The organism is Flavobacterium hercynium (assembly GCF_002217285.1).
In the GTDB taxonomy this organism is placed as follows: Bacteria; Bacteroidota; Bacteroidia; order Flavobacteriales; family Flavobacteriaceae; genus Flavobacterium; species Flavobacterium hercynium.
Genome location: NZ_MUGW01000025.1, coordinates 42,879 through 58,797, shown reverse-complemented (window position 1 = coordinate 58,797; position 15,919 = coordinate 42,879). Strand labels below are relative to the sequence as shown.

At 35.5% G+C, this 15,919-nt stretch carries 13 protein-coding genes; 7 read left to right on the top strand and 6 right to left on the bottom strand.

Annotated features, from left to right (window positions below):
• Positions 1–24 precede the first annotated feature (24 nt).
• Positions 25–1,071 (top strand): sialidase family protein, encoded by a 1,047-nt coding sequence (locus tag B0A66_RS12565; protein WP_089050189.1) that lies wholly within the window; start codon positions 25–27, stop codon positions 1,069–1,071.
• Positions 1,072–1,097: 26 nt separating this feature from the next.
• Here the strand turns inward: B0A66_RS12565 and B0A66_RS22860 are convergent, their stop codons facing one another.
• From B0A66_RS22860 to ribB, 5 genes are all read right to left on the bottom strand, one after another.
• A complete protein-coding gene (locus tag B0A66_RS22860; protein WP_165766613.1) occupies positions 1,098–1,262 on the bottom strand; it encodes a hypothetical protein in 165 nt (54 codons plus the stop codon).
• A 50-nt stretch (positions 1,263–1,312) separates the two neighbouring features.
• Positions 1,313–2,677: a GH1 family beta-glucosidase gene (locus B0A66_RS12560; RefSeq protein WP_089050188.1), complete on the bottom strand. Its 1,365-nt coding sequence runs from the start codon at positions 2,675–2,677 to the stop codon at positions 1,313–1,315.
• Positions 2,678–2,916: 239 nt separating this feature from the next.
• Entirely contained in the window at positions 2,917–3,351 is a 435-nt protein-coding gene (locus B0A66_RS12555; protein ID WP_089050187.1) for a DUF1810 domain-containing protein, read from the bottom strand.
• A 962-nt stretch (positions 3,352–4,313) separates the two neighbouring features.
• On the bottom strand, positions 4,314–4,886 hold the full coding sequence (locus B0A66_RS12550; RefSeq protein WP_208862579.1) for a Crp/Fnr family transcriptional regulator: 573 nt from the start codon (positions 4,884–4,886) through the stop codon (positions 4,314–4,316).
• Between the two features lie 3 nt (positions 4,887–4,889).
• On the bottom strand, positions 4,890–5,552 hold the full coding sequence (ribB, locus tag B0A66_RS12545) for a 3,4-dihydroxy-2-butanone-4-phosphate synthase (RefSeq protein WP_089050186.1): 663 nt from the start codon (positions 5,550–5,552) through the stop codon (positions 4,890–4,892).
• A gap of 286 nt (positions 5,553–5,838) precedes the next feature.
• On the opposite strand from ribB, the gene B0A66_RS12540 reads away from it, so the two are divergent.
• From B0A66_RS12540 to B0A66_RS12515, 6 genes are all read left to right on the top strand, one after another.
• Positions 5,839–8,223, top strand: coding sequence for a TonB-dependent receptor (locus B0A66_RS12540; RefSeq protein ID WP_244283463.1), 2,385 nt, complete (start codon positions 5,839–5,841; stop codon positions 8,221–8,223).
• A 27-nt stretch (positions 8,224–8,250) separates the two neighbouring features.
• On the top strand, positions 8,251–9,603 hold the full coding sequence (locus tag B0A66_RS12535) for a DUF4374 domain-containing protein (protein WP_089050184.1): 1,353 nt from the start codon (positions 8,251–8,253) through the stop codon (positions 9,601–9,603).
• Positions 9,604–9,741: 138 nt separating this feature from the next.
• The gene (locus tag B0A66_RS12530; RefSeq protein ID WP_089050183.1) at positions 9,742–11,232 is read left to right on the top strand and encodes an ankyrin repeat domain-containing protein; all 1,491 of its coding nucleotides are present in this window, start codon (positions 9,742–9,744) and stop codon (positions 11,230–11,232) included.
• Between the two features lie 6 nt (positions 11,233–11,238).
• Positions 11,239–11,718, top strand: a complete 480-nt coding sequence (locus B0A66_RS12525; protein ID WP_089050182.1) for a DUF2271 domain-containing protein — start codon at positions 11,239–11,241, stop codon at positions 11,716–11,718.
• A 5-nt stretch (positions 11,719–11,723) separates the two neighbouring features.
• The gene (locus tag B0A66_RS12520) at positions 11,724–13,922 is read left to right on the top strand and encodes a PepSY domain-containing protein (protein WP_089050181.1); all 2,199 of its coding nucleotides are present in this window, start codon (positions 11,724–11,726) and stop codon (positions 13,920–13,922) included.
• Positions 13,923–13,931: 9 nt separating this feature from the next.
• Positions 13,932–14,933, top strand: a complete 1,002-nt coding sequence (locus B0A66_RS12515; protein ID WP_244283462.1) for an FAD:protein FMN transferase — start codon at positions 13,932–13,934, stop codon at positions 14,931–14,933.
• A 93-nt stretch (positions 14,934–15,026) separates the two neighbouring features.
• On the opposite strand, the gene B0A66_RS12510 is transcribed toward B0A66_RS12515, so the two are convergent.
• A complete protein-coding gene (locus tag B0A66_RS12510) occupies positions 15,027–15,878 on the bottom strand; it encodes an outer membrane beta-barrel protein (RefSeq protein WP_089050180.1) in 852 nt (283 codons plus the stop codon).
• Positions 15,879–15,919 lie beyond the last annotated feature (41 nt).

Here is a 15,919-nt window from a genome sequence, read left to right as displayed (position 1 = left end):
TGATTGCAGTAAAAAAAATTCCCCATGAATTTAAAATTACAACACTTTACAATAGCATTTATTCTGGTTTGTTTTTCCTGTACTTCGGTAAAGAAAAAACCAATTGCGATAAACATTAAAAGTTCTTTTATTGCTCCAGAACCTGTAACAGCCAACAGTCACGCATCAACTTTGGTTGAAACAAAACCTAATGAATTGCTGGCAGCTTGGTTTGGCGGAAAGCATGAAGGAGCAAAAGATGTTGGTATTTATGTAGCAACATACAAAGGTGATAAATGGTCGACACCTAAAGCTCTTATTCAACCTGCGATAATTGAAGGTGATACGTTGCCTTGCTGGAATCCTGTTTTGTTTAAAAGCAAAAGTGAAAATTTATATCTGTTTTATAAAATTGGAAAAAATCCGAGAGAGTGGTTTGGTGCTATGATAACATCCAAAGATAATGGAGAAACATGGAGCGAACCTAAATATTTACCAAAAGGATTTTTAGGACCAATTAGAAACAAACCAATCGAAACTTCTCCTGGTGTTATTCTTTGCGGAAGCAGTACGGAAAGTGTAGACACCAATCTATGGAGAGTTCATTTAGAGTCTTACACAGAAGCAACAGACAGCTGGGAGAAAATAGCAGTCGAAGACAAAGGTTTTGATGTTATTCAGCCTACGTTTTTGGTTCATTCCGGTAAATCTATTCAAATGTTATTGAGAAGTAAACACAATAAGCTTATTTCTAGCTGGTCGGATGATAACGGAAAAAACTGGAGCCGAACAGACAGTATAAATGTGGTGAATTCTAATTCCGGTGTAGATGCTTCGACTTTGAATCCTAAATCATTTTTACTGGTTAATAATCCGTTGCCTCAGGGAAAAGACTGGTTCTATGGACGTAATATTCTGGATGTAGAATATTCTGTAGATGGTGTGTCTTGGGAAAAACTATTTGATCTGGAAAACGAAAAGGAAGGAGAATTTAGTTATCCGGCGATTATAAGTACCACAGACGGAAAAATACATGTTTTATATACTCACAATAGAAAAAATATAAAACATGTTGAATTTGAGCTTATTTAAAGCTTCGAACTATTTTAAAAGAAGAATTAAGATTCTTTTTCATTATCAATTTCTGCTTCTTCAGTTTTTTTAATGTAATTTAATTCTTCTTTTAATTTTGCTTTTTCTTTCTTGTTTCGTTTGATTAGAAAGTAAATCAAAACAAGAGCGAAAACAATAACTACAGCGATGATGTACCAGTTGATTTCCATAAGATTGTTTTTAGATTTGACAGCTTTATAAATTATTGGTTTATTAGGTTTTAGCTATTTGGAGCTAAAAAATCACGAAACCATAATCCAGATTGTTTGATGGTTCTTTGTTGTGTTTCGAAATCAACGTGAATGAGTCCAAATCGCGCATTATATCCCTCTGCCCATTCAAAATTATCAGTAAGACTCCAAACAAAATATCCGTCTACTTTTAAACCTTCTTTTCTGGCTTTAAGAATTTGCTCTAAATGGTCCTGCAAATATTGCCTGCGATGAATGTCGTATACCTTTCCGTTGGTAACAATATCGGGAAAAGCAGCACCATTTTCGGTAATTAGAATTTTCTTAATTCCTTTGTATTCATTGAATTTTGTTAAAATATGATGCAAAGCAGGAGGATAAACTTCCCAGCCCATATCGGTTGTTACGGCTACTTTTCTTTTTTCGGCACTTACTTGCTGTGCACCAATGTATGGAATAAGAATTGAGGCTTTCACAATTTCACGGGTGTAATATTGGAGTCCAATGAAATCGAAGTTGAATGCCAGATTGTCTTTGTCTTCTTCTAAAATATAGTTTTTTAGCTTTTTAAGTACTGGTAAATCGTCTACAGGATAACCAAGTCCTAAAATAGGCTCAATGAAAGTTCTGTTTAGCAACGTATCGACACGTTTTGCAGCACGAATATCTGCTTTTTTTTCTGTGGCGGGTTCGATATGCGTACAGGAAAAAGTAGTTCCAATGTTGGCATCGGAAACTTTATCTCGCAGTATTTTAGCTCCTGCTGTTGTCGATAAGGTTACGAAATGCATAGCTTTTAGGTAATTGGTGATGCCTTTTTTTCCCGGGGCATGAATACCCAGAAAATAACCTGCTCCGGTAAAAACAGAAGGTTCATTCATAACCATCCAGTTTTTTACACGATCACCAAAATTCTCAGCACATATAGCAGTATAATCAGAAAACCATTTAATGGATTCCCGATTCGTCCATCCGCCTTTTATTTCGAGATCATGAGGTAAATCCCAATGATAAAGTGTAACCCACGGTTCGATTCCACATTCCAGTAAAAAGTCGATTACTTTGTTGTAATATTCTATTCCGGATTGGTTTACAGGATGAACTCCGGTAGGCATGATGCGTGTCCAGCTAATCGAAAATCTAAAGTTTGGAATGTTTAATTCCCGAACTAAAGCAATGTCATTTTTGTAGGAGTTGTAAAAATCGCAGGCATCTATAGCGTGATGCCCGTTTTTTATTTTGCCTTTTTGAGCGGTAAAAACATCCCAGATAGATGTTCCTTTTCCGTCGGTATCGTGGGCGCCTTCAATTTGAAATGCGGCAGTGGAAATTCCCCATAGGAAATCCTCCCCAAAAAGATCTTTATGTAAAAACGAGGTCTCTAATTTATTCATTCAATTGTGCTTTCCTTAATTTTGGTAAATAGGTATTAATGAAAGTTTAGCGAAGGAATGAAGAATGCATTGCTCTTAAAAAAAGCCATTCTCTGAAAGAAGAAACTAAAAGTTTTAGATTGAAGAATTTCATAATCTTTTGATTTTTATTCAAAATAACAAAACACTTGTTAATTTACTGTAACCTAAAGATTATGAAATAGTTATTTAAAATGTTGATATTCTTAAAGTGAATACAATTAAAGGTTGCTGTACAATAATTGAAGGGTATGAAAATCAGAAGCCCCTCCAAAGTATTTGTTTAATACGTCCTGAAATACAGTTTCAGTATTTTGAATACTGGCAAAAAGTGTCATAGACGATTGTAAATTTTCATCGTCCGGCATTCCGAAGATATCATCGGCAGTTTTACCTTCTTTTTTTATTAATTCTGAAGCTACTTCTACAAGATGTTTACCAAGAATAGGATGCTCGAAATAAGCCAAAGCTTCATCTGCATTTTTGATTTCATAAAACTTAGAAGTATCACTTGAACCTAGTCCTTTGATTTGCGGAAAGATAAACCACATCCACGGAGATTCTTTTTTTCCTTTTTGAATTTCAGACAACGCAACTAAGTATAGTTTGTTTTGAGCATCTAAAAATCGAATTAAGTCATTCGTATTGTAAGCCATTCTATATTGTTATTTATCGAGGTATTCAGGAGGTAAAACTAATAAAAAAATATATAGATTGACGTTATTAAATCTTTACAAATGCTATTTTTTTTCTTTTAAATAGCGTAAAACTTACAATTGAAGTTATAGTTGTAGAAAGGTTATTTTTTTGAGTGTATTTGTGGAGATGTTCTTTATATGTTTTTTATGGTTTTCTTGTATCAGATCTAACAGGTTTTGAAAACCTGTTAGGACGGTGGGAAGCAATTAAAGATTAGTTTATTGACTATCCTGCAAGGTTTTTAAAACCTTGTAGGTATTCTTCATGCTAGCTACATTTTGTAATATATCGGCCGATCCTATGGATCTTTATTTTACATGTCTAAATTTATATCACCGGATTAAAATCCGGCGCTACAATATGAACCGTTCCTATGGAACTTTTACGTTATCCTAACAGGTTTTCAAAACCTGTTAGGTATTCTATATGCTAGCTACATTTCGGAATATATCGGTCGATCCTATGGATCTTTATTTTACGATCGTTTTATTAATCACCGGATTAAAATCCGGCGCTACAATATGGATCGTTCCTCCGGAACTTTTACGTTATCCTAACAGGTTTTCAAAACCTGTTAGGTATCTATAATGATTAGCTAAAAAATGGATCGTTCTATTAATCACCGGATTAAAATTCGGCGCTACAATATGAATCGTTGCTCTGGAACTTTTATGTTATCCTAACTGGTTTTCAAAATCTGTTAGGTATGCTTTATGCTAGCTATATTTCAACATGCATTGGTAAAAAAAAATCCGATAACGTTCCACAGCTTGCAACAGAATAAAAACGTAATTTTTCGATTTAGAAAACAATTTTCCTGAAACAACCTGATGCCATAGCCCAGACAGCAGCGGCATCCTTTGCTTGCTTTCTTTAAGCAAGGAAAGATATAGCGAATGGCTGGAATAGCTCCTAAAAACTATAATTTCGATTTTAATCGGCTTAAGGTTTCCTGCGAGATATTGATGTAGGAAGCAACGATTTTATTAGGCAAACGCTTTACGATGGAGGGATTTACCTGAAGAAGTTGCGTATATCTTTCGAGGGCATCCATAGTGGTAAAAGACATGAGGCGGTTGGTATTATTGACGTAGGCTTTCTCCAGATAGGTGCAATAAAACTCTTGCCACTTTGGGAAAATTTGTTTGAGGTGATTGAAGTCGTCGTGGCTAATGCATAATAACTCTGATTTTTCGACGACCTGAATGTATTCTTTAGACGGTAATTTGGTTATGAAACTCACCAAGGCGGTTGCCAATTGATTTTCGAAAGCGATGTAACGGGTAACATCTTTTCCTTCTTCGTTGATGAAAAAAATTCTGAGACAGCCTTTACCCACAAAAAAACTATGCTGGCTTATTTGTCCTTGTGCCAGCAATAGTTCGTTTTTATTGTATTTGACAGGTTTGAAATAGGAGAGAACCGTGTTGAGATCGGTTTCGTTTATTTCGACATTTTTTTTAATATATAAACCCAGTTGTTCGTAAATCATAGTTTAAATGTAGTCTCTCACAAATTTACGGTAATAGGTAATATCTTCTATAGATAAAACGATTAAATCATGATGATTAGCAAAACGTACAATATCGTCGAGTTTCGACATAGTTCCGTCTTCGTTCATAAGCTCGCAAAGCACAGCTTCCGGTTGTAATCCGGCAAGTTTCATAAGATCTACGCTACCTTCCGTATGTCCGTTTCGTTCCAGAACGCCGTTGTTTTTGGCGCGTAATGGAAAAATATGTCCGGGTCTTGCCAGATGTGAAGCTTGTGCATTTTGAGCCACAGCGGTTTTAATAGTTGTTATTCTGTCTGCTGCTGATACGCCTGTGGTTACACCATTTTTGGCTTCGATGGTAATGGTAAAAGGCGTTTGAAAGTGACTCGTGTTTTCTTGTACCATATAAGGTAATTGCAGCTGATCTGCTTTTTCGTTGGTAAGGCAAAGACAAACAATACCGCTGCATTCTTTGATCATTAATGCCATATCCTGAAAGCTCATGGTGTGTGCTGAGAAAATAAGATCGCCTTCGTTTTCGCGATCTTCATCATCGGTAAGTAAAATTCCTTTTCCGTTTTGAAGGTGTTTTAATGCATTTTCGACACGTTCCTGACATGTTAAACCAAATTTTTCTAGAGGACTTATTGCTGTAAGTATCATTTTATTTTTTTGTTTAGTGTGTTATTCTCTGTTTAGGAAGCAAAGCTAGAGTTGTTTTGTGTGCAAAAGATTGATATAGGTCAATAAAAAAGCAAATGAAAAATGAGGCATAAAAACAGGGAAGCTTGATTTATATGAGGTTGACAAGCCTTGCTTTTTGAGATTAGAATTTCTAATGTGCTTTCTAATAATCTTCTAATATCTTTATTTAGATCAATTAAAAATAGATATTTAGTTTTGCCACTCATAAGAAATTCTATATTCGCAAATGAGGTTAATTCTATGCATGCTCCTATTTATTACTTATTCTGGCTGGTCTCAAACGGGAACAGTGAGCGGAAAAGTAACTATTGATACTAAAGATTTAGCAGTTGGCGCGACGATACAAGTTGCAGGAACTCAAAAATACGCTGTGGTTAGTCCCGATGGTCATTTTGAGATAGAAGGACTTGTTTACGGAAACTACACACTGGAAATTTCTTCGATCGAAACCAAAACAAAAAGCGTTGTTGTTGAAGTAAATCGCCCTTTGGTAAAGCTTAATTTTTCTCTTGAAAGAAATGCGCCAAAAATTCTGGAAGAAGTTCTTGTTCAAAAAATATCTGCCCGAAAAGAAATCATGGATAAAGGTTTTGCGGTGAATGTAATTGAAACGCAGGAGGCTGCGAAAAGAAATATTCAGACTAACGATTTGCTTGACAGATCGGCGGGAGTTAGAATCAGACAAAACGGGGGATTAGGATCTAGTGTTGATTATAACCTAAATGGAATGTCAGGAAACTCGGTTCGTATTTTTCTTGACGGAATTCCGATTTCTACGTATGGTTCGTCTTTTAACTTAAATAGTATTTCACCTGCTTTGATTGAACATATTGAGGTTTACAAAGGTGTTATTCCGGCTCACTTGGCCGATGATGCTTTAGGTGGTGCTATCAATGTGATTCTTAAAAAGGGAGCAATGAATATGATAAATGCTTCTGTATCGTATGGTTCATTTAATACGACTCAGGCAACATTGAATGCGTCGTTTCGAAAAGAATCGGGTTTTACGATAAAAGGTTCGGGATTTTATAATTACTCGGATAATGATTATGAAGTTTGGGGAAAATTTGTGTACAACATTTTACCAAACGGACGTTACGAGTATGTTCGTGCGAAACGTTTTAATGATGCTTACAGATCGTATGGCGGAAGGGTAGAAGCGGGTTTTACGGATGTGAAATGGGCTGATACGTTTTTGATAGGATATAACGGCTCTCAGGATTATAATGAAATTCAGCACGGACAGTTTATGACAAAACCGTATAAGGGAAGATTTACTGAGGCTGATGCGCATGTTCTTACTTTGAATTATTTGAAAAAAGATTTTCTGGTTAAAGGACTTGAATTTAATTTGAATGGTGCCTACAGTCAAAGAAATCAAGTGGTGAATGATACGGTAAAGTGGAATTACAATTGGGATGGGCAAAAAGCGGTTGGATTGGATGGAAATCCTTTTATATCACCCACGGGAGCACAACAAGGCGCTCCAACCATAAATCATATTAGACGTAATATCCTTAGTGTACGTGGTGGTTTTAATTATAACATAGCCGAAAATCATAAAATTGTTTTTAGTAATATGTTTAATACGGTAGACAGGGATGATAATGATGAATTGCAGTCAGCATTAGAGAAAACATATAGAGAAACACGTGATTTGCAAAAGTTAGTTTCATCATTAGCTTATGAAATAGAGGCTTTTGATTCGCGTCTTAAAACCAGCATTTTTGGTAAATATTACGAACAAAAAATAAAACAAAGAGATCCTGTACTTACAACTGTTGGCAATCAGACTACTGTGCGTGAAGAGGTAATACAAAATACAACGACGACTTTTGGTTATGGATTGGCTGCTTCGTACATCATTATTCCAAAAGTAATGCTAATTACTTCTGCTGAAAAAGCAGTCAGAATGCCTTCTGAAAATGAAGTTTTTGGAAGTCCGGGAGAAAATGTTATTGGGAGTTCTTCTATAAAACCGGAGGTAAGTAATAACCTGAATGCCGGATTTAGATTTGGACCTTACAAAATAGACGATCATAAGTTTTCGCTGGCAGCATCCGGATTTTGGCGTAATACCAAAGATAAGATTGTACGTGCTACAAGTTCGCGCTTGAATGATGCCATTCAAACATTACCTTTTGAAAATCTTGGTAAAGCACAATCTCTTGGTTTTGAAGCTTCTTTTGATTATTCCTTTAATAACCGATTGTTTCTTACGATGAACATGTCGAAGTTCAATTCTTTGTATAAAATTCAATATGATGCCAATGGAGGAGTGCTGGAGAATTATAACAAACAAATTCCAAATGAGCCTTTCTTTACTGTTAACGGAAGTGCACAGTATAATTTTAAAGATATTTTACAGCAAAAATCGGAATTGAGTTTGTATTACACTTGCGGTTATGTTGATCCTTTTTATACACTTTGGATTCAGGTTGAAAGATTTAGAACGCCACCTCAGTTTGCTCAGGATTTAGGTTTGACATACGCTTTTCCGAGCAAACAGTTTGTGGTAAGTTTTGATGCCAAAAATATTCTGAACAAACAGATCTACGACAATTTTGCGGTACAAAAACCGGGTCGTGCCTTTTATTTAAAGCTGAATTATACAATAAACAATTTATAATTAATAACTATTTTAAAATCAAATCATATGAAAAAAAGTACTTTTAAATTACTTGCCGGTAGTTTAATCTTAGCCATGTCATTTACAAGTTGCAGCAGCGATGATGTTAAAGAAGAACCTGTAGTAACAGATCCTACAACAGAAGAGCCAGTAAAAGAAGAACCGGTAAAAGACCGTTGGATTACAGTTTCGGGAGCTAAAATGCAAGATGCACCCGGAGACGGAAACGGTGGTACTATGGTGTACGCTGTTACGAGTACAAATGCAAAAGATCCAAATTTTGTTATTGATGTATATGAAAAAGGAATGCCTGTTCAATCTAACAGAACAGCTCGTTTACAATCATCTGTAGATGGTAATACACTTTTTAACATTACTTATACAGGTAGTAACGGAGGTGAATTTATGACGTATAAAGTAAATGGAGAAGGTAACTTCGTTCAATCCGGAACTACTGTAAATATTTCGCAATATGCAGGAACATCACCAAGATGGACTAAACTTTTTGACGGAGATAAAACAGGAGTAGCCGTAAATATTACAGCTCCTAAAGTGATTGTAGAAAATGAAGTATACAAACATACAAGAGGTACAGCAACAGTTTTAGCGTTAGATTTACAAAATATCTTAATTGCGAATTACAAACAATACGAAATTCCATTAACTCCTGAAGAAGAGGCACAAGGACACCATCTTTTCCGTTTAGATGCTCCAACACTTAACAAAGCAGGAAACAAACTTATTATTGGTGCATGGATGCGTAAAACAGATCCTGCAACCGGAGAAAATCAGTCTTCATTTGATCGTTTAGGAGCTAAATCTATTGTAGTTGATTACCCTGCTCTTACAAATCCTAAAGTTATTACTTCGACAGTTGGTTTTGGTGACACAAGTGGTTACCGTAGTTTTAACAGTTTCGTAGGTGATGATGGAAACATTTATCAGGCGACACAAAGAGATACTAAAAACGGTTCTTCTATCTTAAGAATCAACCAGGACAATGAATACGATAACTCTTATATTGTAAACTTAGATGCTGCTTTAGGTGTAAAAGGATCTTATATCGATGCGTGGAGATATGCAGGTAAAGGAATTGCTTATGCTGTGTATACTCATGAGGCTGCAAACAACCAAGGCTTTTTAGCAAGAATTGATCTTAATGCTAAAACGGTTCAACGAGTAGAAGGAATTGAATATGATGCTAATTTAGATTTTGGTCAGTACCAAGGATTTGTAGTTGACGGAAATGATTTCTACGTTGCTGTTACTCCGGTTGGAAAAGCAGGAAATATCTACGTGATTGATATTACTACAGGAGCTGTTAAAAAAGGAGCTCAATTAGCAAACAAACCTGGTAACCATTACATTGGAGTATTCTAGTATTACACTTTACTAAAAAACATACTTACAGTAATTTTATTATTTGGAAATATTCTAAATAAGACTTAACTTTCCGCTTCGAAATTCCGGAGCGGAATGTTTCGTTAAATATATTTCATTCGTTTACAAATCGAAATCATGAAAAAAATAATCTACTCAGCATTATTGCTGGCAGGACTTTGCGCTACTGCCCAGCAAAACAAATTTTTAGATCAGAATTTTTGGAAAACATCTCCGGATGTTAACACCATAAAAGAAGAAATAACAAAAGGAAATAATCCTGCAGAACTAAATGCGAATGCATTTGATCCTACAACTTTAGCGATTAACAGCGGAGCTTCAAATGAAGTGGTGAAGTACTTAATCGATCTTCCCGGAAATGGTGTAAGCAAGCCAACGCACGATGGACGTATCTATTTGCATTGGGCGGCTTATAAAGGAAATTCAGAATTAGTGGAATATCTGATTGCTAAAGGTTCTGATATAAATCTGGAAGACAGCCACGGAACGACGCCAATTGCATTTGCTTCGGGTACAGGATTAACAACTCCCGCTACTTATGAAGCTTTTTTTAAAGCTGGTTTAGATCCAAAGAAAAAGTACAGAGATGGTGCTAATCTTTTGTTGTTGGCAATTCCAAATGATAAAGATCTTTCTGTTAGTACTTATCTTGCGACAAAAGGTTTATCACTAAAAGATACTGACGATAATGGTCGTACAGCTTTTGATTATGCGGCCAGATCAGGGAATGTTGAATTGCTAAAAACTTTGGTTACTAAAGGTGTAAAAGCTACTGATTATGCTTTTATTACAGCGGCTCAGGGAATGCGCAGAAGTGCCAATTCTATCGAAGTATACCAATATTTGGCAGATGTTGTAAAATTAAAACCAACCGTAACGGCTTCAAACGGGCAAACGGTTCTTCATATTTTAGCACGTAAAGACAAACAATCAGAGATTGTAAAATACTTTTTAGGAAAAGGTTTAGACGTAAACAAAGCGGATAAAGAAGGAAATACGGCTTTTATAATTGCTGCTGAAGGAAAAGATACGGAGTTATTGCAAACCTTATTGCCAAAGGTTAAAAACATAAATACTGTAAACGCAAAAGGAGAATCGGCACTTACTAATGCAGTAAAGGGAAGTTCTCCAGAGGTTGTTGCTTTGCTTTTGAGCAAAGGAGCTGACAGCAAAGTAGTCGATAAAAACGGAAACAATTTAGCGTATTATCTTATCGAATCGTACCGAGCACCAAGACCTGGAGCGCCTGCATCTAAACAAGATGATTTTGGAGATAAACTACGTTTGTTACAAGAAAAAGGAGTTGATATAGCGGGGCAGCAAAAAGATGGTAATACGTTATATCATGTTGCTATTCTTAAAAATGATATCGCTTTATTGAAAAAACTGGCAGATCTTAAAATCGACATTAATGCTAAAAATAAAGAAGGATTAACAGTTTTACACAGAGCTGCTATGATTTCAAAAGATGATGCTATTTTGAAATATTTGGAATCGGCAGGAGCTAAAAAAGAGGTTAAAACAGAATTTGATGAGACGGCTTTTGATCTGGCTCAGGAAAATGAAGTGTTGAAAAAGAAAAATATATCCGTTGACTTTTTAAAGTAATAATAAATGAAATCAGTATCTAAAATTTGCCTTATGGCGCTATTCGCCTGTTTGTTTTCTCTTCAAACTTCTGCTCAAACGAGTAAATACAAATGTCTTTTGCAAATGTCTAACTACATGGGTGAAGGTGCTTATATTGTAGTTTCTTTGGTAAACGCTAAAGGAGATTACGAAAAAACACTTTACGTAATGGGAGATGACAAGCAATGGTACAACAGTCTTAAAGAATGGTATAAATTCTATAATAAAAAACCAGCCGTAAGTGCTAAAACAGGTGCTTCTGTAACGGGTGGAGATCGCAGTGTTACGGTTTTTGAAATAGAAGATGCAAAAATTGACAAAGGGTACAAACTACGATTTGAGACTGCTGTTGAAGATCAAAAGTACCATGTAAATGATGTTGAAATTCCGCTTACCACTGATGGTGTTGCCACTAAAACAGAAGGTAAAGGATACATCAGATATGTAAAATTAAATAAGGTATAAGCATAATGACATTATCCGTTTGGAGATACGCTCATTTAACTTTGGCGGTATTTTCTTCTCTGTTTTTAGTATTGGCAGCTGTTACAGGAATTGTACTGGCTGCGGATGCGATCGGGGAGAAAATACCGCCTTATCGTATCCAGAATTTTGATGAATTAACCCTTGCACAAACGCTTCCGGTATTGCGTAATAATTACTTAGAAGTAAGTGAAATCAGTGTTGATCATAACCAGTTTGTCACCCTTAAAGCTTTAGATGAAGACGGCAATGATATTAATGCTTACATTGATGCTGAAACTGGGAAGGTTTTAGGCAAACAAGAAAAGAAAAGTTCGTTTATACAATGGATAACATCGCTTCACCGTTCGCTTTTTTTGCATGAAACGGGACGATTTATTATTGGCGTAAATGCCTTTTTATTGTTTCTGATTGCGATTTCAGGAACAGCATTAATACTGCAAAGACAAAAAGGTTTACGTCGCTTTTTCTCTAAAATTGTTAAGGATTATTTCGCACAGTATTACCATGTGGTTTTAGGAAGGATAATGCTGATTCCGATTTTAATTTTGGCGCTTTCCGGCACCTATCTTTCGATGCAGCGCTTTAAACTTTTTCCCGAAGCAAAAATACAGCATCAGGAAAAAGCGGCTAGTATAGCATCCGAGCAGGGAAAAATTGCTGATTTTAAAATTTTTAAAGAGACGAAGCTCTCAGACGTTCAGAAAATTGAATTTCCGTTTGATACAGAAGATCCCGAGGAAATTTTTATACTAAGGCTTACCGATCGTGAATTGCATGTAAATCAGTTTAACGGTCAGGTGATAAGTGAAGTACCTTATCCGATTACTTTAGTACTTGAAAATTTAAGTCTTGACCTCCATACAGGGCGAACCAATATTATTTGGGCAATTGTTTTGGCGATCGCTTCACTGAATATTTTGTTTTTTATTTATTCGGGGTTTGCGATGACTTTTCGCCGAAGAGAAACTCAAATTAAAAATAAACATAAAGCAGCTAAAAGTAAGTTTGTATTATTAGCTGGAAGCGAAAACGGAAGTACTTTGCGATTTGCTAATTCGGTTCATGCACAATTGATCTCGAATGGACATTCGTCTTACTTGACAACTTTAAATAAGTATACACAATTTGATGAAGCTGAAAATATTATCATTTTTACCTCCACACACGGGTTGGGCGATGCTCCTTTTAGCGGAAACAAATTTTTATCGCTGGTAGAACAATATCCGCAACAGCGAAATGTAAAAGTTTCGGTTGTGGGATTTGGTTCTAAATCGTACGCAGATTTTTGTGGTTTTGCGGTAAAAGCGGATGATTATCTACGAACAAAAAGCTGGGCGGATGTTCATTTGAATCTGCACACAATTGATGATAAATCTCCCGTAGAATTTACAAATTGGATTAAAGAATGGAATGCAGTAACAGGGATTACTTTAAATACAACGCCCGCTTTCTATGCTCAAAAACCAACTGGTTTGCAAAAACTGATGGTTTTAGAAAAAACGGCAGTTTCTGAAAAAGATCATACGTTTATGATCACCTTGCGTGCCGGAATGCGAACTAAATTTACTTCGGGCGATTTGCTGGCAATTTATCCTGCAGGCGATAGCAGAGATCGTTTTTATTCGATTAGTAAAAGCAATGGTAACATACAATTGGTGGTAAAACTGCATGAATACGGTTTGGGGTCCCGCTTTTTGTATCAGTTGGAAACAGGAGCTGTAATAAAGGCAAGAATTGTAAAAAATACAGGGTTTCATTTTGCGAAAAAAGCACCATCAATTATTATGATTGCCAACGGAACGGGAATCGCACCCTTTTTAGGAATGATTGAAGGGAACAAAAAGAATAAAGAATGCCATTTGTATTGTGGTTTTAGAAATGAAACAGAGACAATTGTCAAGTATCAAAAGTTTGCTGAAAATGAGATTCAGAACAATCATTTAAAAAGTTTTCATATTGCTTTTTCCAGAGAGCAAAATCAATGTTATGTGATGGACCTCATCAAAAAAGATGCAGAGTTTTTTGCTGCGACATTACAAAAAGGAGGTACGATTATGATATGCGGTTCATTGGCGATGCAACAAGATGTAGAAAAGATTCTTGATGTAATTTGTGTAGAAAAACAGGGAACTGGTTTATCGTTCTATAAATTAAACAAACAAATATTGACCGATTGTTATTAGGTTTAAGTCATGATTAAAAAAAGTTTACTAGCCCTTATTTTACTAAGCAGTATTTTTTGTTCAGCACAAAAGCTTCGCAAAAGAACTACAATGTTGATGGGAAGCCGTTTTGATATTACTATTGTTTCTACAGATTCGCTCACAGCAGAAAATCGGATTAATGAGGCGATTGAAGAAATTACACGTATTGAAAATCTTATTTCGGATTGGAAGTCGGATTCGCAGGTTTCAGAAGTTAATCAGAATGCCGGGATTCGTGCCGTAAAAGTAGATAAAGAGGTATTTGACCTAACTAAACGAGCTTTGTATATATCTCAGCTTACAAACGGTGCTTTTGATATTAGCTATGCTGCGATGGATAAAATCTGGAGGTTTGATGATACGATGACGGAAATGCCAAGTCCGGAAGTAATTCAGAAATCAGTAGAGAAGGTTGGCTATCAAAATATTATTTTAGACAGTATTCAGTCGACTATTTTTTTGAAAAAGCAGGGAATGAAAATTGGTTTTGGATCTATCGGAAAAGGATATGCAGCAGATAAAGCGCGTGAAATCATGCAGTCAAAAGGAGTTTTATCCGGTATCATAAATGCATCCGGTGATATGGCAACCTGGGGAACTCAAACAGATGGAACCAATTGGAATATCGGAATTACAAATCCGTTTAAGACAAATGATTTGGTTGCAATAGTCCCGCTTAAAACTGAAGCAGTAACAACATCCGGAAGTTATGAGAAGTTTGTAGAATTTAATGGTCAGCGCTATTCCCACATTATAAATCCAAAAACAGGTTATCCAGCTACAGGTTTGGTAAGTGTTACGGTTTTTGGTCCAAGTGCTGAAATGGCCAACGGTTTTAGTACTTCGATTATTGTTTTAGGGCAGGATGAAGGGTTAAAGCTAATTGATCAGTTTTCGGATTACAGTTGTTTGATTATAACGGATAAAGGGAAAGTAATTAAATCGAAGAAATTTAGATTTAAAATGAAAGCTTCAAAAATTAAAAAATAGTTTAATTTGATATATAATAAAACAGCCGATTTCTTTTGAGGAAATCGGCTGTTTGCATTTAAAACAATTTTTTTTATCGCTGTAATTTGAAGATTAGTGCATTGCGAATCTTAGTTTAAGACCAAATGAAACCAATCGCATATCTCTTGCAAGACCTGAATCGTAAACGCTATTGTGCTTTAATTGCACAGGAAGATCAGGATTGTATTGAATTAAATTTTTATCTCCAGTTTTATCGAAGACATTATTTAATCCATAATCTACATAAACACCTAAATAAACAGCGCTCTTATCTCCAACAGCTTGCTTTATGCCTGTTTCGAATGTAGCAGAGTAGGAAACTTTGGTGTCAAAATCCTGTTTACCGCTTTTGAAATCGTTTGTACTTGCAAATCCTGCAAATGCCGGATTAAACAATTCTACATTATATTGTGGATAATAACCACTTGTAGTAAGATTTTCTGCAGAAGATTCATAAGTTGATTTTAGTGCAAAACCAACTTTAGCACCTGCGGCAATAAAAAATCTTGTGCTTCCCTGAGTTTCAAACTGAATAGCAATAGGAACATTGATATAGCTTAGATTTTGTTTTTCTCTAAAATTAACAGCTGAATATCTGAATTGAAATGATTCCGATTCAGCATCTGTTGCACTATATTGCCCTCCAAGTGTTGTAAACTTTGATTGCCCTGTATAGACCTGATATTCTGCTCCTAAGCTTAAACTAATGTTTTCGTTTAGATAATAAGCATAACGAAGTCCTGCATTAAACCCATTTGCGGGTAAAAAATCTCCGGAAGATGTTGATTTTACAAAAGAAAATGGTCCACCAACTGAAACAGAAAATTCCTGTTTTTGATCTTGACTATAACCATTTAAACAAGTACCAAAAAGTACTGTAAATAGTGCTAGTGATTTTATATAGTTGCTAATATTTTTTTTCATCTTAAATTTATTTTATGCCAGTATTATTAGAAAAACAATAC

What these genes read in the sequence shown, in the direction of transcription:
- B0A66_RS12565 (WP_089050189.1), top strand. Translation starts at nt 25, where the DNA reads ATGAATTTAAAATTACAACACTTTACAATAGCATTTATTCTGGTTTGT.
- B0A66_RS22860 (WP_165766613.1), bottom strand. Translation starts at nt 1,262, where the DNA reads ATGGAAATCAACTGGTACATCATCGCTGTAGTTATTGTTTTCGCTCTT.
- B0A66_RS12560 (WP_089050188.1), bottom strand. Translation starts at nt 2,677, where the DNA reads ATGAATAAATTAGAGACCTCGTTTTTACATAAAGATCTTTTTGGGGAG.
- B0A66_RS12555 (WP_089050187.1), bottom strand. Translation starts at nt 3,351, where the DNA reads ATGGCTTACAATACGAATGACTTAATTCGATTTTTAGATGCTCAAAAC.
- B0A66_RS12550 (WP_208862579.1), bottom strand. Translation starts at nt 4,886, where the DNA reads ATGATTTACGAACAACTGGGTTTATATATTAAAAAAAATGTCGAAATA.
- ribB (WP_089050186.1), bottom strand. Translation starts at nt 5,552, where the DNA reads ATGATACTTACAGCAATAAGTCCTCTAGAAAAATTTGGTTTAACATGT.
- B0A66_RS12540 (WP_244283463.1), top strand. Translation starts at nt 5,839, where the DNA reads ATGCTCCTATTTATTACTTATTCTGGCTGGTCTCAAACGGGAACAGTG.
- B0A66_RS12535 (WP_089050184.1), top strand. Translation starts at nt 8,251, where the DNA reads ATGAAAAAAAGTACTTTTAAATTACTTGCCGGTAGTTTAATCTTAGCC.
- B0A66_RS12530 (WP_089050183.1), top strand. Translation starts at nt 9,742, where the DNA reads ATGAAAAAAATAATCTACTCAGCATTATTGCTGGCAGGACTTTGCGCT.
- B0A66_RS12525 (WP_089050182.1), top strand. Translation starts at nt 11,239, where the DNA reads ATGAAATCAGTATCTAAAATTTGCCTTATGGCGCTATTCGCCTGTTTG.
- B0A66_RS12520 (WP_089050181.1), top strand. Translation starts at nt 11,724, where the DNA reads ATGACATTATCCGTTTGGAGATACGCTCATTTAACTTTGGCGGTATTT.
- B0A66_RS12515 (WP_244283462.1), top strand. Translation starts at nt 13,932, where the DNA reads ATGATTAAAAAAAGTTTACTAGCCCTTATTTTACTAAGCAGTATTTTT.
- B0A66_RS12510 (WP_089050180.1), bottom strand. Translation starts at nt 15,878, where the DNA reads ATGAAAAAAAATATTAGCAACTATATAAAATCACTAGCACTATTTACA.